Source organism: Extibacter muris (assembly GCF_004345005.1).
Taxonomy (GTDB): Bacteria; Bacillota; Clostridia; order Lachnospirales; family Lachnospiraceae; genus Extibacter; species Extibacter muris.
In genome coordinates this window covers 166,056-185,133 of sequence record NZ_SMMX01000004.1, presented here as the reverse complement: position 1 = coordinate 185,133, position 19,078 = coordinate 166,056, and the positions used below count along the sequence as shown (strand labels likewise).

Annotated in this window: 21 protein-coding genes; 20 read left to right on the top strand and 1 reads right to left on the bottom strand. The window is 49.3% G+C overall.

Annotated elements, in window-relative coordinates; translation table 11 throughout:
* Positions 1-237 precede the first annotated feature (237 nt).
* The 11 genes from E1963_RS06455 to E1963_RS20120 all read left to right on the top strand — a co-directional run bounded on the left by E1963_RS06455 (position 238) and on the right by E1963_RS20120 (position 9,353).
* Complete coding sequence (locus tag E1963_RS06455; protein ID WP_132276419.1) at positions 238-816, top strand: YcxB family protein; 579 nt, start codon at positions 238-240, stop codon at positions 814-816.
* A gap of 57 nt (positions 817-873) precedes the next feature.
* Positions 874-1,530: a (d)CMP kinase gene (cmk, locus tag E1963_RS06450; RefSeq protein ID WP_132276417.1), complete on the top strand. Its 657-nt coding sequence runs from the start codon at positions 874-876 to the stop codon at positions 1,528-1,530.
* Positions 1,531-1,547: 17 nt separating this feature from the next.
* The gene (gene ispH / locus E1963_RS06445; protein ID WP_132276415.1) at positions 1,548-2,405 is read left to right on the top strand and encodes a 4-hydroxy-3-methylbut-2-enyl diphosphate reductase; all 858 of its coding nucleotides are present in this window, start codon (positions 1,548-1,550) and stop codon (positions 2,403-2,405) included.
* A complete protein-coding gene (gene rpsA, locus E1963_RS06440) occupies positions 2,386-3,516 on the top strand; it encodes a 30S ribosomal protein S1 (protein ID WP_132276413.1) in 1,131 nt (376 codons plus the stop codon). The genes ispH and rpsA overlap by 20 nt, the downstream gene beginning before the upstream one ends.
* 182 nt (positions 3,517-3,698) lie before the next feature.
* Positions 3,699-5,018 (top strand): electron transport complex subunit RsxC, encoded by a 1,320-nt coding sequence (gene rsxC / locus E1963_RS06435; RefSeq protein WP_132276411.1) that lies wholly within the window; start codon positions 3,699-3,701, stop codon positions 5,016-5,018.
* A gap of 48 nt (positions 5,019-5,066) precedes the next feature.
* Positions 5,067-5,996, top strand: coding sequence for an RnfABCDGE type electron transport complex subunit D (locus tag E1963_RS06430; protein ID WP_201272006.1), 930 nt, complete (start codon positions 5,067-5,069; stop codon positions 5,994-5,996).
* Positions 5,996-6,580 carry an RnfABCDGE type electron transport complex subunit G gene (locus tag E1963_RS06425; RefSeq protein ID WP_132276407.1) on the top strand — a complete coding sequence of 195 codons (585 nt, stop codon included), beginning with the start codon at positions 5,996-5,998 and terminating at the stop codon, positions 6,578-6,580. Before E1963_RS06430 ends, E1963_RS06425 begins: the two co-directional genes overlap by 1 nt.
* Before the next feature lie 14 nt (positions 6,581-6,594).
* Positions 6,595-7,323, top strand: coding sequence for an electron transport complex subunit RsxE (rsxE, locus tag E1963_RS06420; protein WP_066576499.1), 729 nt, complete (start codon positions 6,595-6,597; stop codon positions 7,321-7,323).
* Positions 7,324-7,339: 16 nt separating this feature from the next.
* Positions 7,340-7,930 (top strand): electron transport complex protein RnfA, encoded by a 591-nt coding sequence (locus tag E1963_RS06415; RefSeq protein ID WP_066576496.1) that lies wholly within the window; start codon positions 7,340-7,342, stop codon positions 7,928-7,930.
* Positions 7,931-7,943: 13 nt separating this feature from the next.
* Complete coding sequence (locus tag E1963_RS06410) at positions 7,944-8,735, top strand: RnfABCDGE type electron transport complex subunit B (RefSeq protein WP_132276405.1); 792 nt, start codon at positions 7,944-7,946, stop codon at positions 8,733-8,735.
* A gap of 156 nt (positions 8,736-8,891) precedes the next feature.
* The gene (locus E1963_RS20120; RefSeq protein WP_243117609.1) at positions 8,892-9,353 is read left to right on the top strand and encodes a hypothetical protein; all 462 of its coding nucleotides are present in this window, start codon (positions 8,892-8,894) and stop codon (positions 9,351-9,353) included.
* Between the two features lie 132 nt (positions 9,354-9,485).
* Here the strand turns inward: E1963_RS20120 and E1963_RS06400 are convergent, their stop codons facing one another.
* Positions 9,486-10,469: an FAD:protein FMN transferase gene (locus E1963_RS06400; protein WP_132276403.1), complete on the bottom strand. Its 984-nt coding sequence runs from the start codon at positions 10,467-10,469 to the stop codon at positions 9,486-9,488.
* Between the two features lie 199 nt (positions 10,470-10,668).
* On the opposite strand from E1963_RS06400, the gene E1963_RS06395 reads away from it, so the two are divergent.
* The 9 genes from E1963_RS06395 (at position 10,669) to E1963_RS06355 (ending at position 19,077) form a co-directional block, all read left to right on the top strand.
* Positions 10,669-11,034, top strand: a complete 366-nt coding sequence (locus E1963_RS06395; protein ID WP_201272003.1) for a NusG domain II-containing protein — start codon at positions 10,669-10,671, stop codon at positions 11,032-11,034.
* Positions 11,035-11,046: 12 nt separating this feature from the next.
* Positions 11,047-11,538 carry a Gx transporter family protein gene (locus E1963_RS06390; RefSeq protein WP_066576488.1) on the top strand — a complete coding sequence of 164 codons (492 nt, stop codon included), beginning with the start codon at positions 11,047-11,049 and terminating at the stop codon, positions 11,536-11,538.
* A gap of 8 nt (positions 11,539-11,546) precedes the next feature.
* On the top strand, positions 11,547-12,164 hold the full coding sequence (gene ruvA / locus E1963_RS06385; protein WP_132276399.1) for a Holliday junction branch migration protein RuvA: 618 nt from the start codon (positions 11,547-11,549) through the stop codon (positions 12,162-12,164).
* A 15-nt stretch (positions 12,165-12,179) separates the two neighbouring features.
* Entirely contained in the window at positions 12,180-13,187 is a 1,008-nt protein-coding gene (gene ruvB, locus E1963_RS06380) for a Holliday junction branch migration DNA helicase RuvB (RefSeq protein WP_132276397.1), read from the top strand.
* 66 nt (positions 13,188-13,253) lie between these two features.
* Complete coding sequence (locus E1963_RS06375; protein ID WP_006441481.1) at positions 13,254-13,667, top strand: cell division protein ZapA; 414 nt, start codon at positions 13,254-13,256, stop codon at positions 13,665-13,667.
* A gap of 38 nt (positions 13,668-13,705) precedes the next feature.
* Positions 13,706-15,856, top strand: coding sequence for a peptidase U32 family protein (locus tag E1963_RS06370; RefSeq protein WP_132276395.1), 2,151 nt, complete (start codon positions 13,706-13,708; stop codon positions 15,854-15,856).
* A gap of 8 nt (positions 15,857-15,864) precedes the next feature.
* Positions 15,865-17,337: an FtsW/RodA/SpoVE family cell cycle protein gene (locus E1963_RS06365; RefSeq protein ID WP_132276393.1), complete on the top strand. Its 1,473-nt coding sequence runs from the start codon at positions 15,865-15,867 to the stop codon at positions 17,335-17,337.
* Between the two features lie 37 nt (positions 17,338-17,374).
* Positions 17,375-18,706, top strand: a complete 1,332-nt coding sequence (locus tag E1963_RS06360) for a peptidoglycan D,D-transpeptidase FtsI family protein (protein ID WP_132276657.1) — start codon at positions 17,375-17,377, stop codon at positions 18,704-18,706.
* Positions 18,707-18,753: 47 nt separating this feature from the next.
* Complete coding sequence (locus tag E1963_RS06355) at positions 18,754-19,077, top strand: hypothetical protein (RefSeq protein ID WP_132276391.1); 324 nt, start codon at positions 18,754-18,756, stop codon at positions 19,075-19,077.
* Position 19,078 lies beyond the last annotated feature (1 nt).

Below are 19,078 nucleotides of genomic sequence, written 5' to 3'. Positions count from 1 at the left end.
CTGCTGTGCCCTAAGATTTCATTGGGTACAGAAGGCCTTTGCTTTACTTCATATATGACGAATTCAGATAAAATATCCCAACGTTTGAAAAAGTTCCTGCGAACAAATGATTCTTAAAGATTCTAAATATAGCAAACCCCTAAATAACACTTGTCCTACGTAAAATTGTACGATATACTGAATACATTGGGGCAACTTAAAAAGTAATCTGATTAACGATCAAAGAGAGGAAATGTAATGAGAAAAAAGTACCATTTAGAATATGAAGAAGATGAACAAGTATTTACAGATATGTATCTTATGTATTATAACAACCGAAGCTCCTATGTCTATAAGATGATTGTAACATTTGGAGGTATTTTGGCACTGTTTATACAGTTTTTTGCCTCACGCACTTTTGATATAATTTTTATTGCCAAGTTCGTGGTACTGTGGGCGCTGGCGTTTGTGGCCGGCTACCTGCTGGAGAAGCATGTCATAAGGAAGACGAATGTGCGAAGCGCAAGACAGATGGGCCAGAAGAACTATAAGCTGAGAGTGGAAAAGCGAGGGACAGAGCTGCTCGTGAGCCTTGATTTCTATGAAGATAAGTTTACGGTTGTATTCCAGGATCAGAAAGAAGAATATTCATACAAGGAAGTGTCACGCATGTTTGAAAGTGAGCGATTCTTTGGGCTTGTGGTCGGAGGAGTATATGGCAAAAAGGCCATGATTGGCTTTCCGGCTTCCTGCCTGGAAGGAACGGACAAGGAAGCTTTCCGCGTATATTTGGCAGAAAAATGTACGAACGTTGCCAGGGGGTTCAAGAAAGTCTAGGAAAACGCGGCTTATATTGGCAGTATAGTATATGATGAAGACAGGTGAGGATATAAGATGGGATACAATATAGCGATTGACGGACCGGCAGGCGCCGGAAAGAGTACGATAGCCAAGCTGGTGGCGAAAAAGAAGGGATGCATCTATGTGGATACCGGGGCGCTGTACCGGGGGCTGGCAGTACATTTTCTGGACAGAGGGATCGACCCTTCCGACAAGGAAAAGATCATAGAGGCATGTGAAGACGCGGATGTGACTATCCGATATGAAGCAGGGGTACAGCAGATATATCTGAACGGCGAGAATATTACGTCAAGGCTTCGTACGGAAGAAGCAGGCAATATGGCTTCTGTGAGTTCGGCCGTGCCGGAAGTGCGGACGAAGCTTCTGGAGCTGCAGCGCAATCTGGCGGCGGAACAGGACGTTGTCATGGACGGAAGAGACATCGGCACATGCGTGCTGCCGGATGCGGATGTGAAGGTATATCTTACGGCGAGCGTAGAGACGAGGGCCAGGCGACGCTATGAAGAGCTGAAGGCAAAGGGCGTCGGCTGCGTGTACTCTGAGATAGCCGCAGACATAGAGGCGAGGGACAGGCGCGACATGACACGCGAGACGGCCCCGCTTAAACAGGCGGAAGATGCGGTTCTCGTCGACAGCTCGGACATGACGATACCGGAAGTTGTCGAGGCGATTATCCGTCTATGCCGTTAAGAGAAGAGGAAGGACATATGAAAATCGAACTGGCGAAGACTGCAGGCTTCTGCTTTGGCGTAAAGCGGGCGGTGGAAACGGTGTATGAACAGATCCGGCTGCATGAAGGGGAGAAGATATATACGTACGGCCCCATCATCCACAACGAAGAAGTCATAAAAGATATGAGGCGGCACGGCGTGGAGGTGCTGGAGACGGAAGAAGAGCTCGACCGCATCAATGAGGGGATCGTAATCATCCGGTCCCATGGCGTGCCGAAGCCGGTCTGTGACAGGCTTGATCAAAAAGGCATTGCCTATGTGGACGCGACCTGTCCCTTTGTGAAAAAAATCCATAACATAGTCAGGGAAGAAAGCGGCAGGGGGGCGCACATCATCATTATAGGAAACAGCGCGCACCCGGAAGTAGAAGGCATCAGAGGATGGGCGGGCTATAATGTAACGGTCATCGAAAATGCACAGGAAGCCGAAGGCTTTATTATAGAAGATAGAGAATGCAGGATCTGCGTAGTGGCGCAGACGACATTTAATTACAATAAATTCAAAGATTTAGTTGAAATTATCGTAAAAAAGGGGTATGATATAATTGTTTTAAATACGATTTGCAATGCAACCAAGGAACGTCAGGAAGAGGCACGGGACATTGCAGACAGAGTAGAGGCGATGCTTGTCATCGGTGACAGGCGCAGTTCCAATACCCAGAAGCTATTTGAAATCTGCAGCGATGCATGTAAGGATACGTACTATATACAGACACTTGACGATTTGGATATGAATCAATTAAGGTCCGTGGAAACAGTAGGTATTACAGCAGGGGCATCCACGCCCAATAAAATAATTGAGGAGGTTCAAAATAATGTCGGAATTAACTTTTGAACAAATGTTAGACGAGTCTTTTAAGACAATCAGAAACGGTGAGGTAGTAGATGGTACGGTCATCGACGTGAAGCCGGATGAAATCATCTTGAATATAGGTTACAAAGCGGATGGTATCATTACAAGAAGCGAGTATACGAATGAATCGAACGTCGATCTTACTGCTATGGTTTCTGTTGGCGATGAGATGACGGCCAAAGTCTTAAAGGTAAATGACGGTGAAGGTCAAGTGCTGCTGACATATAAGAGGCTGGCGGCTGAAAAAGGCAATGAGAGGCTGAAAGAGGCCTATGAGAACAGAGAAGTTCTCAAAGCGCCTGTCGCACAGATTCTCGGCGGCGGTTTGAGCGTCGTAATTGAAGAGGCAAGAGTCTTTATCCCTGCGAGCCTTGTATCAGATACTTATGAGAAAGACTTGAGCAAATATCAGGATAAGGAGATTGAGTTTGTCATCAGCGAATTCAATCCGAGAAGGAACAGAGTCATCGGTGACAGGAGACAGCTTCTTGTCGCTGCGAGGGCAGAAAAGCAGAAAGAGCTGTTTGAGAAGCTTCAGATTGGCGATACGGTCGAAGGAACTGTTAAAAATGTGACAGATTTCGGGGCGTTTATCGATTTAGGCGGAGTCGATGGGCTTCTTCACATATCAGAGATGTCATGGGGACGTGTAGAGAATCCGAAGAAAGTGTTCCAGGTAGGAGATACGGTCAAGGTATTGATCAAGGATATCAACGATACGAAGATTGCGCTGAGCCTTAAGTTCCCGGAGACAAACCCGTGGGCTAATGCATCTGAGGATTATGCGGTCGGTACGAGCATAACAGGAAGAGTGGCCAGGATGACTGACTTTGGTGCGTTTGTAGAACTTGCGCCGGGCGTGGATGCGCTACTTCATGTATCACAGATTTCCAGAGCGCATGTCGACAAACCGTCAGATGTACTGTCTGTCGGACAGGAGATTACAGCCAAGATCGTAGATCTGAACGAGGCGGAAAAGAAGATCAGCCTCAGCATGAAGGCATTGGAACCGGACACGCCGGTACAGGAAAGTGTAGAAGAAGTTGTGGAAGATGCGCCAGAGACATACGAGGAGACGACAACTGAAGAATAATGCGACATATGATTCATGTCGAAATAAGGAGATAGAGGCTGTATGGTCTCTATCTTTTATATGTTAAAATTTCGACAAGATGTACTTGGAAATATACAAAGAATTGCCTGTATTCACTGGATTAAGCAGGCATTTTCTTGTATAGTATATAAAGAGAAAATAGGAAGGAAGGAAAAAAAGGGATGGCATTGTTAACATTTAAGGGTGGCGTACACCCGGATGACGGCAAAAGCCTGGCGAAAGATAAGGCAATTGTCGAAGTAAATCCGAAGGGTGATCTGGTTTATCCGGTTTCCCAGCATATCGGAGCGCCTGCCAGTCCGATTGTCGAGGTGGGTGAACGTGTATTAAAAGGACAGAAGATTGCGGAAGCCGGGGGATTCGTGTCAGCACCGGTCTATTCTTCTGTGTCCGGAACAGTAAAGGCAATAGAGCCGCATCTGAATCCGACAGGAGCAACGGTGAACTGTATCGTGGTCGAGAATGACGGCGAGTATGAAGAAGTCGAGTATAAGCCTGCAAAGCCACTGGAAGAGATGGCAAAAGAAGACATATTGAACGCAATCGGTGAAGCAGGAGTCGTCGGAATGGGAGGCGCAGGATTCCCTACAAGGGTGAAGCTGTCACCGAAAGAGCCGGACAAGATTGATTATATTATTGCAAACTGTGCGGAATGCGAGCCTTACATTACTGCTGACTACAGACGTATGATAGAGACCCCGGAGAAGATTGTCGGAGGCATGAAGACGGTCCTTAAGCTGTTTGACAACGCGAAGGGAATCTTCGGCGTAGAGGACAATAAGCCGGATTGTATAGAGAAGCTCAGGGAGCTGACAAAAGATGAGCCGAGGATGGAAGTGATGGCGCTGAAGACGAAGTATCCACAGGGCGGTGAGCGCCAGCTTATCTATGCGACAACAGGGAGAGCCATCAATTCCGCAATGCTTCCTGCAGACGCGGGATGCGTGGTGGATAATGTGGAGACGATGATCAACATCTATCAGGCGGTGGCCGAGGGCAGGCCGTCAATCGACCGTGTCGTAACCGTGAGCGGAGATGCCGTAAACGAGCCGGGCAATTTTAAAGTCCTGTTCGGTACGAACCAGGCGGAGCTTATTGAAGCGGCCGGTGGATTCAAGGAAGAGCCTGAGAAAGTGATATCAGGAGGACCTATGATGGGATTCTCGATGTTTACGCTGGATGTCCCGGTTACGAAGACGAATTCATCGATCCTCTGCCTTACGAAGGATGAAGTCGCCAAGTATGAACCGACTGCATGCATCAACTGCGGCCGCTGCGTAGACGCCTGTCCAAGCAGGCTGATTCCTTCAAGGCTGGCAGATTATGCGGAGCATCACGATGAAGAGGCATTTGCGAAACAGGACGGGCTTGAGTGTATGGAGTGCGGTTCATGCAGTTATGTATGTCCGGCAAAGCGTCCGCTGAAGCAGTCCATTGGTTCTATGAGAAAAATTGCGATGGCCAACCGCAAGAAAAAATAAACTAGAAATGAGAGGAAGAGGTGAACTAACGTGGAGAACAATATAAAAATGTCATCTTCACCACACATACGTTCCAAAGTCACTTCAGCCAATATTATGCTGTGTGTGACAATCGCTCTGCTGCCTGCGTCAGCGTTCGGCGTATGGAACTTCGGGCTGCCTGCGTTTATCATGCTTTTGAGCACGACGGTGTCGGCGGTCCTGACAGAGTACATTTACGAAAAGCTAATGCACAGGAAGGTTACGATCAATGACTTCAGCGCTGTCGTAACCGGGCTTCTGCTCGGGCTGAACATGCCTGCGTCCGCTCCATGGTGGATGGGAGCGCTCGGAAGCGTGTTCGGCATCCTGGTAGTAAAGCAGCTCTTCGGAGGGCTCGGACAGAACTTTATGAACCCTGCGCTTGGAGCAAGATGTTTCCTGCTGATATCTTTTACCGGCCAGATGACTACATTCATCTATGACGGCGTGACGGGTCCGACACCGCTGGCGATGCTGAAGAACGGCCAGTCTGTCGATTCCATGGAAATGCTTGTCGGTACGATTCCCGGAACGATAGGTGAGACTTCCGTGATAGCCATCATAATCGGTGCTATCTTCCTGATACTGATCGGAGCAATCGACCTTCGCATTCCCGGTACATATATTGTCACCTTCGTGATCTTTATCGGAATCTTTGGACAATTCAGCAATGCAAATGTCGGATTCTTTGATGTGCAGTACATTACTGCCCACCTGTGCGGAGGCGGCCTCATGCTCGGCGCGTGGTTCATGGCGACCGATTATGTCACGTCACCTATCACGAAGAGAGGCCAGATCGTATATGGCGCCCTGCTCGGAATACTGACCGGGCTGTTCCGTCTGTTCGGCGGCTCGGCAGAGGGCGTTTCCTATGCAATTATCATCAGTAACCTTTTTGTTCCGTTGATTGAGAAGGTTACTCTTCCAAAACCGTTCGGTAAAGGAGGAGAAAAATAATGAATAAAATTGTTAAAAATGCAATTATCCTTACGTTAATAACCCTTGTTTCGGGAATCGGCCTTGGCTTCGTATATGAGATTACAAAAGAGCCGATTGCGCAGGCTCAGGATGCAGCGAAAAAAGAGGCATGGCAGGAAGTATTTCCGGAAGCGTCATCCAGTGACTTCGAGGAGATAGATGTAGATGCGAAAGCGGCTGACAAGGCTATCAAAGACCTGGGCGTGAAGGCTACGATTGATGAAGTCTGTACAGTCAAGGGCGGAGAAGCCGGATATATCGTCACAGCGACAGACAAGGAAGGTTACGGCGGCGATATTAAGATAACGGTCGGCATCACAAGCGACGGGACTGTAAGCGGAATATCGATCCTTTCTATCAGCGAGACCGCGGGCCTGGGAATGAAAGCGACGGAGCCTGTGTTCTATAAGCAGTATGAAGGAAAGCAGACAGACAAATTCGTCGTTTCCAAGGATGGCGGAGACGGAGAACCTATCGATGCATTAAGTGGAGCAACTATAACATCAAGAGCGGTAACCGGAGCTGTCAACGCTGCTCTCGGCTATTACCAGAATGCATTTTAAGGAGGTAGTGAGAGATGAATAGATGTACCGAAAGATTATTTAACGGTTTGGTCAAAGAAAATCCTACCTTCGTCCTGATGTTAGGTATGTGTCCAACCCTGGCGGTGACAACATCCGCAATAAACGGTGTAGGTATGGGCCTGTCAACGACGGTCGTACTTGTACTCTCCAATATGTTGATATCCATGCTGCGCAAGATTATACCGGATTCTGTCAGAATGCCGGCATTTATCGTAGTCGTAGCGTCATTCGTTACGATTGTACAGTTCCTGCTCGAGGGATTCGTTCCAAGCCTGTATGACGCGCTTGGCATCTATATACCTCTGATCGTGGTCAACTGTATCATCCTTGGCCGTGCAGAGAGCTATGCTTCCAAGAATCCTGTCATTCCGTCCATCTTTGACGGTATCGGCATGGGCCTTGGATTTACGGTAGGTCTTGCCGCCATCGGCGTCGTACGTGAAATAATCGGTTCCGGCAAAGCATTTGGGTTCCAGCTGCTTCCGCTTGCAGACAGTGCGACAGGGAAAGCCGGTTATGTACCGGTTACGATCTTCATCCTTGCACCGGGAGCTTTCCTCGTGCTTGCGGGCCTGACGGCTCTTCAGAACAAGGTGAAGAGGAACGCGGCCAGGAAGGGTAAGAAACCAGTAGAGACAGCATCCTGCGGAGAAGGCTGCGCATCCTGCACAAACAGCGCATGCGGCGGTAAAGTATTTCCGACAGGAAATGAGAAAGAATAGGAGGAGTACATAGATCATGAGAGAATTACTTATCATAGCAATTGGTTCTGCGCTCGTTAATAACGTTGTACTCAGCCAGTTTTTGGGAATCTGTCCTTTCCTCGGCGTATCCAAGAAAGTGGAGACCGCAGCCGGAATGGGCGGGGCAGTTATCTTTGTTATCACGATTGCTTCCTTCGTAACAAGCCTGATATACAAGTTTATTCTTGCTAACGAAGCGATTATGGGCGGCAAGCTCGTTTATCTTCAGACCATCGTGTTTATCCTTGTGATTGCCTGTCTGGTGCAGTTTGTCGAGATGTTTCTCAAGAAGTCCATGCCATCGCTGTATCAGGCGCTCGGCGTATATCTTCCGCTTATTACGACGAACTGTGCGGTTCTTGGTGTTGCGCTTACTAACGTACAGAAAGAGTACTCTATCTTACAAGGTGTAATCAATGGAATCGGAACCTCCGCAGGCTTTGCACTTGCAATTGTAATCATGGCAGGTATCCGTGAGAAAATCGAGTATAATGACGTGTCAGAATCTTTCCAGGGAACTCCGATCGTATTGATTACGGCAAGCCTTATGGCAATTGCGTTTTTCGGATTCTCCGGACTAATATAGGAGGGAGCTAACGATGAGTGTAACAGGTATTATTATGGCTGCTGTAATCGTAGGCGGCACCGGATTGTTCATTGGTGTGTTCCTTGGGATTGCAGGAAAGAAATTTGCAGTTGAAGTAGACGAACGTGAGGAAGCCATCATGGAAGTCCTTCCTGGTAATAACTGCGGCGGCTGCGGCTACGCAGGCTGTTCGGGCCTGGCTGCGGCCATTGTAAAGGGAGAGGCTGAAATTGGCGGCTGCCCTGTGGGCGGAGCTCCTGTTGCCGCCAAGATTGGCGAGATCATGGGGCAGGAAGCAGGAGAGCAGGTACATCAGGTCGCGTTTGTAAAATGTGCCGGTACGTGCGAGAAGACAAAGCAGGATTACGAGTATCACGGCATCAATGACTGTGTTATGGTGAACATGATGCAGAATGGCGGACCGAAGTCTTGTAATTATGGATGCCTTGGCGAGGGAAGCTGTGTGAAGGCGTGTCCTTTTGACGCAATCCATGTCGTAGACGGCATAGCCGTCGTAGACAAGGAGGCTTGTAAAGCCTGCGGCAAGTGTATCGCTGCCTGTCCGAAGCATCTGATCGAGCTTGTTCCATATGAGCAGAAGCATCTTGTACAGTGCAGCTCGAAAGATAAGGGCAAGGATGTCATGAAAGCTTGTTCCGTCGGCTGTATCGGATGCAAGATGTGTGAGAAGGTATGCCAGTTTGACGCCGTCAAGGTTGTAGACAACATCGCATACATAGATCCTGAGAAATGTACGAACTGCGGCGCCTGCGCGGCAAAATGTCCAAAGAAGATTATTCTGTAAGTATCATGGCACGATACGGCATATGCCTACGTGATACGGCAAGAAGAGCCGGTTCCCTGTGCGAAGGAGCAATCCTTCGGCCAGGGGCCGGCTCTTCTTGCATTTATAGAACCTCCATGATAAAATATTGATAATATGAGTGAGGAGGACATTACAATGGATAACAACTTAGACAACACCCCTGAGAATACGAAGGAAGAAACGGGCGCCCGGAATGATGAGAGTGCCGCAGGGCAGGATACGGAACAGAAGAGCGCGCAGTATACATACACGGATCCAAATGCAGGATATGGCGGCAGCTATAGCCAGAGCAGCTATCAGGACAATTATAATTATAACGTCGGTAACAATGAAGGCTACAATACGAACTACGGCACGGGCATGGACCAGAGCCCGATGACCATGGGTGACTGGCTGCTTACCATTCTGATTATGACATTCATCCCCTGCGTAGGAATCATCCTCTACTTTGTATGGGCTTTTGGAAAGAACGGTAATATCAACAGGAGGAACTACTGCCGTGCGTACCTGATAATCATGGGCATCGCAATCATCCTTGCAATTATCTTCATCGTCATATTTGGAGTGGCAGCTATCGGTTCATACAGGTATTACTAGAAGAGGCGGCTGAGGAGGCTTCATCTCGGACAGACGCATCCTGGCAGGCCGGAAACGAATGAAAATATGGGCATAAAGCGGGCCGGGATCTTGCGTACATGTCTACGTGGATACCGGCCCTTCTGCTTCGTCTTATTTTTGGAAGTTGCTGGAATAGTGTATCTCGTTGTCATCTGTGATAAATACGGCATCCACATTGTCAAGCTGGTCGATGAGCTTCATGCCTCTGTCATAGCCGAGCAGGAAGCATGTGGTGCTCAGGGCATCGGCGGTCAGGGATGAATCGGTTATGATCGTGACACTGTACAGATTATTGTCGCACGGGTAACCGGTCCGGGGATCCAGTATGTGATGGTATATCTTGCCGTCCTTCTTAAAATACCGCTGGTAGATGCCTGACGTGACGACGGACTGGTCTGCAATCTTGACAGAAGTAACAGGGCTGCCGCTTTCGTCGAACGGCTTCTGTATGCCGATATTATAATCCGTACCGTCCAGCTTCGTTCCTATGGTGAGCACGTTCCCGCCCAGATTGATGAGGGCATGCTTTACACCTTGCTTTTCGAGGTAATCTTTCAGGCGGTCTGCAATATATCCCTTTGCGACAGCTCCTAGATCGATGCCGGCACCAGGGTCGGACAGAGAGACCTTATTGTCTGTTATGACAATGTTCTTAAAGCTGACATGGCTGGCCGCCGCGGCTGCATCTTCCGGTGACGGAGGAGACGCTTCCTCTGCCTGGAAGTCCCACAGGTTTTCGACAGGTGCGATCGTGATATCGAAAGCGCCGCCGGACATCTCGCTGTAATAGATTCCTTTTTTAATGAGCTTCACTGTCTCGTCGGACACTTCCACAGGAGAGCCTCCGGCCCGATTGATGCGGGAGATGTCGCTGTCCTCGTTGGTGCGGGAGAACATGGCGTCATATTTCCTGCAGAGCGTCTCACAGCCCTTCAGTACGTCTTCGTCCACAGAATCCAGGACCTGGACAGAGATAACTGTGTCAAATAGCGTATCGGTATAGGTCTGGCGTTCCCGCTCTTTCGGAAGACCGGAACAGCCGGTCGCAAGCAGCATGGCTGCAGTGATGAGAGAGACAAATTTCTTATATTTCATAAAACACCTCATATTTATACTTATTTCTAATTATTATTATATAGAACATCCTTCATTGTCTGCAAGCAGCTTTCTTGCTGTTTGCTGTACTCACATAAGGATACAATAAAATAAAGACTTATGCAATCGAACATGTGGTTGCGGGGTGGGATTTCTTGTGCTAGAATAGTTTTAGAGAGAAAAGGCAGGTATTTTGGAAATGAAGTTGAAGAAAAAAGACTGGATCCTTATACTTATTATCGTATGTGTCGCCGGAGGCGCTTTTCTGCTTCATCAGGTCGTGGGAGGCAAAGGGGCCAATTGTGTCACGGTGAAGGTGAATGGGGAGATTGAAGGGATATACAGCCTGTCCGAGGACAGGGAAGTGAGCATCAACGGCGGGACGAACATACTTCAGATCAAGAATGGCAAAGCGAGCATGATAAGCGCCGATTGTCCGGATCAGCTCTGCGTGCATCAGAAAGCGGTTTCTATGAATCATGAGAACATCATCTGCCTCCCGAACAAAGTTGTAGTCGAGGTAGAGAGCAGCGAAGAAAGTGAATTTGACGCTGTGACCAATTAGGAGGATACCGGGGTGAAGAACAGGGTGGCTTATTTCGGTGTCTTTACTGCGCTGGCTCTCATTTTCAGCTATGTGGAGACGCTGATTCCATTTCATATAGGCATTCCGGGAGTCAAACTGGGACTGGCCAATCTGATTATCGTAATTGCATTATATAAGATGAGCCTGAAGGAGACTTATCTCTTGTCTGTCGTGAGAGTCGTGCTTTCAGGATTTATTTTTGGAAACTATTTCAGCATCATATACAGCCTCGCCGGAGGGCTCCTGAGCCTGACCGTCATGGCCCTGCTCAGGAAGAGAGGCGGTTTCAGCATTCTTGGAATCAGTATTGCGGGCGGCGTATGCCACAATATCGGACAGCTCGCCATAGCCATGGTCGTGGTGGAGACGTTCAGCGTCATATACTATGTGCCTGTGCTGCTCATCGCAGGGCTTGCCACAGGACTGCTGATCGGAATCGCGGCGGATGGGATGCTGAAGAGGCTTGTCAATATCAATTTCTAGGAGGAGCTATGATATCATATATAAGAGGAGAACTTGCCGCTGTCGAGGCGGATAAGGTTATCGTGGATGTAGGCGGAGTGGGATACGGGATCTATATGCCAGGACAGGCGATGGGCCTGCTTCCCGCGGCAGGGCAGGAAGTGAAGATACATACCTATCTGAATGTCAAGGAGGACGCGATGCAGCTGTTCGGATTCCTGACAAAGGATGATCTGGATATATTCAGGCTTCTCATCGGCGTCAACGGCATCGGACCAAAGGGCGGGCTTGGCATATTGTCGGCCCTGTCTCCGGACGATTTGAGATTTGCGGTGATATCCAATGACGTCAAAGCGATACAGGCAGCTCCCGGAATCGGAAAGAAGACAGCGGAGAAGCTCATCCTGGAACTGAAGGACAAGCTGAGCATCGAGGACGTTCTGGAACACGCGGCCCATGAGGACAGCCAGCCCGCGGCTTACGCTGCAGGCGGGGCGAATGAAGTACAGAGCGAGGCGGTACAGGCGCTTGTGGCGCTCGGGTATGGCAGCACAGAATCGCTCAAAGCGGTAAAACAGGTAGATATTACGGAGGATATGGAAGTAGGAGAAGTGCTGAAGGGTGCGTTGAAGCATATGATGTATTAGCATAAGGGGAGAATCATGAGCAGGAGAATAATCACCACAGAGAATCTGGAAGAAGATATCAAGATAGAGAATAATCTGCGTCCGCAGCTGCTTACAGATTATATCGGGCAGGAAAAAGCAAAAGAAACGCTGAAGATATATATCGAGGCAGCTAAGGAGAGAGGGGAATCGCTGGATCATGTGCTGTTCTACGGGCCGCCCGGACTTGGAAAGACGACGCTTGCAGGTATCATCGCCAACGAGATGGATGTGAATATGAAGATAACGTCAGGTCCGGCGATTGAAAAGCCGGGTGAGATGGCGGCGATACTCAACAACCTCCAGGAGGGCGACGTGCTCTTTGTAGATGAGATCCACAGGCTGAACAGGCAGGTGGAGGAAGTGCTGTATCCGGCTATGGAAGACTATGCGATAGATATTATGATTGGCAAGGGAGCCACGGCCCGGTCGATACGTCTTGATCTGCCGAAGTTCACCCTGGTCGGCGCGACGACCCGTGCAGGTATGCTGACGGCGCCTCTCAGGGACCGGTTCGGGGTGGTCAACCGGCTGGAATTCTATACGGTGGATGAACTGAAGACGATCATACTTCGTTCGGCACAGGTGCTGGACGTCGGCATAGACGAAAAGGGAGCATATGCGCTGGCAAGGCGCTCGCGCGGCACACCGAGGCTGGCCAACCGGCTGCTTAAGAGGGTGCGGGACTTTGCACAGGTAAAATATGACGGATATATTACGGAAGAAGTGGCTAACTACGCACTTGATCTGCTCGATGTGGACAAGGAAGGGCTGGACCAGACGGACCGGGGGCTCCTTCTCACAGTGATAGACAAATTCCAAGGAGGGCCCGTAGGACTTGATACTCTGGCTGCGGCAGTCGGGGAAGATGCCGGTACGATAGAAGATGTCTACGAACCATATCTGCTGAAAAACGGATTTATCCAGAGGACGCCGAGAGGAAGGGTCGTCACAGAGGCGGCTTACCGACATCTTGGAATTTCGAGGGAAAATAACGAAAAATAGTTGGTTTTTGTGAGAGATTAGTTTATAATATTACCAGAGTATGAATGAAAGGCAGAGGAGGCTTCTATGGCATCATCTAAAAATTTTACGGAAGTTTTAATAGGGGGCAAGGTGTTTACTTTGAGCGGCTTCGAGAGTGAGGAGTATCTGCAGAAGGTTTCCACCTATCTGAATCATAAGATCGAGGAGTGCAGCAGCAGCGAGGGGTACCGTAAACAGAGTGCGGAGACAAGAAGCGTCCTGCTGGCCCTTAACATAGCCGACGATTATTTTAAGGCTAAGAAGCAAGGCGGTACGCTGGAAAGCGATATCGAAGCAAAAGACAAAGAGATGTACGATTTGAAACATGAACTGATTTCAGTCCAGATCAAGCTGGAAAATGCAGAAAAGACGATGGACAAGCTGAAAGAGGAGAACAAGGAGCTTCAGATGAAAATCGTCCAGCTGGAGACGGAAATGAAAAATAATCACAAGAAATAGGCTGTCGGCGGACAGCCTTTTTTAAAGGGCGCATATCAATGAATAATAAAGTGGAAATACTGGCTCCCGCCGGATCGGTGGGCAGCCTGAATGCCGCAGTTGCCGCCGGTGCAGATGCGGTGTATATGGGAGGTCCCCGTTTCGGGGCACGGGCATATGCAGATAATCCGGAGGAAGAAGAGCTTCTTCAGGCCATCGATCATGTGCATATACACGGAAGAAAAATTTACCTGACGGTGAATACCCTGCTGAAGGATTCGGAGATAGACGATCTGTACCGTTATCTGTATCCGTATTACAGGCAGGGGCTTGACGGGGTCATCGTGCAGGATATCGGAGTGGCAGAGTATATCAGGGCGTATTTTCCAGGTCTTCCCCTCCATGCAAGCACGCAGATGACAATTACCGGAGCGCCGGGTGCCGCACTTATGAAGGAGCGGGGCGTGTCGCGTGTCGTCCCGGCCCGGGAGCTGTCTCTTGCGGAGATAAGGAAGATAAAGCAGGAGACCGGCATGGAAGTAGAGTGCTTCGTACACGGGGCGCTCTGTTACTGCTACTCGGGACAATGCCTCCTCAGCAGCCTGCTCGGAGGCAGAAGCGGCAACAGAGGGCAATGTGCGCAGCCATGCCGGCTGCCTTACAGCGTCCACGGCAGGAGACCGGCGGATCTGATGAGCCTCAAGGATTTGTGCACGATAGATATGATACCGGAACTTGCCGGGGCCGGAATCGATTCCTTTAAGATAGAAGGCCGAATGAAGCAGCCGGATTATGTGTATACGGTAGTCAGCATGTACCGGAAATACACGGACCTATATTATGAAAGGGGCCAAGAGCGGTATGCTGTTGACGATGGGGACAGAGAACGGCTGTATGCGGCTTACAGAAGGCGGGGATACTGTAACGGGTATTATGAGAGGCACAATGGAAGGGATATGATTTCATACTCCAGGCTGGAAGGCGTGGAAGGCGGCACATCGTGTCCTGCGTACGGATTAAAAGAAAAAATTAATGGGAAATTAATACTTTCCGAAGGAAAACGTGCTAAACTGGAGCTTGAATATAATGGTCATACAGCTGCCTGCGAAGGGGCGGCAGTCGAACATGCGTTAAAGCAGCCGCTCAGCGCAGAGCGGGTAGATAAGCAGATGAGAAAGACCGGCGGGACGCAGTTTTCATTTGACAGGCTTGCGCTTCATATGGATGGAAGCATATTTCTTCCGATGCAGGCATTAAATGAACTGAGGAGAGACGGCATACGCCTGCTTGAAGAAGCGCTGCTGAAGCCGTACCGCAGGAAGGCAGAAGCGCTCCGGCCTCAGGAAGAGCCCCCTGCGGTTGGAACGCTTAAGGCAGATGGCGGCAGAGGCCCGATAGACATCACGGTGTCCGTCCTGGATGAGATGCAGCTTGAGACGGCAGTCGAGGCGGAAGGGATCAAAGCCATCTATGCCGACAGCTCCCTGCTGATTGACGGGACGGGCGAGTCCATATGCAGGCTCGTACGCCGCGGACAGGCTGCAGGGAAGGACATGTATGTGGCTCTGCCCTACATCTTCCGGGAGGATACGGCTGCATTATTTAAGAGCCGATATCCTGTCATCCGGGATCTGTTCGACGGGGTGCTGATCCGTAACTGGGAAAGCTTAAGATGGCTGGAAAAGAAGCTGTATCCCAAAAAGGTGATATCCGATTCCAACATTTATGTATTCAACCGGTATGCGAAACAATTTCTGAGCAGGACGCGCGTCGATTCTTATACGGCTCCGGCGGAACTGAATGCAAAGGAGCTTGAAACGCTTGGCATCTGCGACGGTACCTTCGTCGCGTACGGCTATCAGCCTGTGATGGTAACCGCCGGCTGCATACAGAAGACGGCGGACCGGTGTTCCGGCACGGACGGCCTGTCCTATATCAGCGACAGATACCAGAAGAAATTCGCGGTTAAAAATTGCTGTGCATACTGTTATAATATAATTTATAACGCTTTGCCGCTTGTCCTGCTGAACCAGCGGGAAGAGGTGAAAGCTCTTGCACCTTCGGCCCTGCGCCTTGACTTTACGACAGAAGATGCACAGGAGACGCGGAGGATAACGGGGCTGTATACAGATGCCTTCGTTAGAGGGAAAGATATTAGAACTCCGGAAATGGATTTCACAAAAGGACATTTCAAACGGGGAGTGAAGTAGGTGAAGTTGTGGTAAATATTATTTTTGAGCTGTCCAAATATCTGATGATCATACTCATAACCATGTATACGTATCTCTGCTTCAGCATATTTGGCTATCAGGATCCGGACAGGAAGAAGAGCATGCTGCGCAGACAGAACGTACTCATGTATATGATCCATATTATTGCTTTTCTCGTAATGTATCTGGAGACGGAAGACATCAAGCTGCTGGCTTTTTATCTGATGCAGGTGGTGCTGTTTGGCGCGACGATACTGCTTTATACTATCCTGTATCCGAAAGTGTCGCGCCTTGTCGTCAATAACCTGTGCATGCTGCTCAGCATCGGGCTCATAATGCTTACGAGGCTTAATTATACAAACGCGATGAAGCAGTTCGTCATCGCGGCGGGAGCGATTGCAATCAGCCTGGCTGTTCCGGTAATCATACGGAAGTTCAAGAAGCTGGCAGAGTGGAGGAAGATCTATGCCATAGCGGGCATCGTATCCCTCGGTATCGTGGCAGTCGTCGGACAGGTATCGTACGGAGCCAAACTGGGCTTTACGATAGCGGGAATCAATATACAGCCGTCAGAACTGGTCAAGATCATATTCGTGTTTTTCGTGGCATCCAGCTTCAAGATGTCGTTGGAATTTAAGAATATCGTCATCACTACGGCACTGGCCGCGTTCCATGTGCTTATACTTGTCGTTTCCAAAGACCTGGGAGCGGCGCTTATCATATTTATCGTATATCTCGTCATGCTATATGTGGCGACGAGGCAGCCCCTTTATATACTGGCGGGGCTTGGGGCCGGAAGCGTCGCATCGGTGGGCGCATATTATCTGTTTAACCATGTGCGGACACGTGTCGTCGTCTGGAGGGATCCTTTTGCGGCTTACGACAATGGCGGATACCAGGTGGCGCAGTCGCTGTTCGCCATCGGCACGGGAAGCTGGTTCGGGCTCGGCTTATGCCAGGGCGAGCCGGATATGATTCCGGTTGCCGATTCGGATTTTATCTTTTCCGTCATATCAGAAGAGATGGGGCTTATATTTGCCCTCTGCATTATCCTGATCTGCGTCAGCTGCTACGTGATGTTTCTGAATATAGCGATGCAGCTTCACAGCATGTTTTATAAGCTGGTAGCCCTTGGACTTGGGACGTGCTACATATTCCAGGTATTCCTGACCATCGGAGGCGTGACGAAGTTCATTCCGTCTACAGGTGTCACGCTCCCGCTGGTCAGCTACGGGGGCAGCTCCTTACTTAGCACGATGATCATGTTTGCTATCATCCAGGGCCTATATATATTAAGAGAAGACGAGGAAGAAGATATTGAAAGAAAGAAAAAGGAAAGGCTACGAGCAAAGAGAAGCGGACAAGAAGTTAAAAAGAAGCGAAGAAAAACGACAGATGTCCCGCAAAGACCGCAAAGAGGCCAACAAGGCAGACAAGCGCCGGAAAAAGGCAAAGCGCGCCCGAAACAAAGAGTTCGCTAGAGTCACCTATGTATTCGTAGGTCTGTTCCTTGTTCTGATGGGATATATCGCATATTTCAATGTAGTGAAGAGCAGGGATATCATACGCAGCCCATATAATGCAAGACAGGATTCCTATGCCAAGCGGGTGGTCCGTGGCAAGATTCTGGATAGGAACGGTAATGTGCTTGCACAGACGAATGTGGCGGAAGACGGCAGCGAGACGAGGGAGTATCCGTATGGAAGCATGTTCGCCCATGTGGTCGGCTACAGCGTACAGGGCAAATCCGGGCTGGAATCGTTAGAGAATTTTGAACTTCTTACTTCAAATGCATTTTTCCTGGAAAAGCTGAAAAATGAATTCCAGGACAAGAAGAATATGGGAGACAATGTAGTCACGACGCTGGACGCGGGGCTGCAGGAGGCTGCGTACGATGCGCTCGGAAGCTATAAGGGAGCGGTCGTGGCAATAGAGCCGAGTACGGGAAAGATTCTAGCCATGGTGTCCAAGCCGGATTTTGACCCTAACTCGGTAGCGGACAACTGGGGATCCTTGAACTCCAGTGAAGACAGCGTGCTGCTGAACCGTGCGACCCAGGGACAGTATGCCCCGGGATCGACGTTTAAAGTAGTGACTGCCCTTGAATATATGAGGGAACACTCTGATTATTCGAATTACAGTTACAACTGTACCGGTGCCATAGAACACGGGGGACTCACGATCCACTGTTTTAATAATCATGTGCACGGGCAGGTGGACTTTGCAGATTCCATCGCGTATTCCTGCAACGCGTCATTTTCCAACATCGGACTGTCACTGGACGTAGGCAGATTCAGAGCTACCGCGAAAGAGCTTCTCTTTGACTCCAAGCTCCCTTCCGATCTGCCGTACAGCGAGAGCAGATTTACACTGAAGAAAGGTGCTTCCGACGGAGAGAAGATGATGACAGCAATGGGACAGGGGCAGACGCAGGTGAGTCCGTATCATATGGCTCTGATCACTTCTGCGATAGCCAACGGAGGCACCCTCATGAAACCTTATCTGGTAGAAGCAGTCACCAATTATTCAGGGACTGTCGTGGATGAAAACAAACCGGAGAAGGCAGGGACGCTGATGACCGCTGGGGAAGCGTCGAAGCTGAAGGAATATATGACGGATGTGGTACAGTACGGAACGGCAGCCGTTCTGAGCGGACAGGGCTACACGGCAGCCGGAAAGACAGGGACGGCGGAATACAGCTCGGACAAAGAAAAAGACCATTCCTGGTTCATCGGCATGACGAATGTAGACAATCCGGATCTTGTGATCAGCGTTATCATAGAAGCTTCAGACGGTTCGGCCAAAGCAGTCAATGTCGCAAAGCAGGTGTTCGACGCCTATTATAATTAGTATGCTTATCCGGCAGGGGCATAAGCAGCAAAGAGAGGTACATGGAGATGAAATATTACAGGCATATCTACCTTACGGAAGGGCTGGAAAAGAAGAAGGATAAAATCATTCAAAAGCTGGAAAGCAATAAATTCCAGATAAGCATCCATCTGCTCGTACTGTCCGGGAATGAAAAAAACCATCTGGAGATTATAAATTCCGTCCTTCTTCTGCAGCCGGATTATCCGAAAGAAGACTATTTTGTCGTCGGAATCGCAAAAAGTTATGATGATGCGCTGGAACTGGTGGAAAAAATAACAGAAGAGGTATATCATGAGACGGAAGGGACGGATATCCGTTCCTATATATTAGAAAAAGAACAGGAAGATTAAG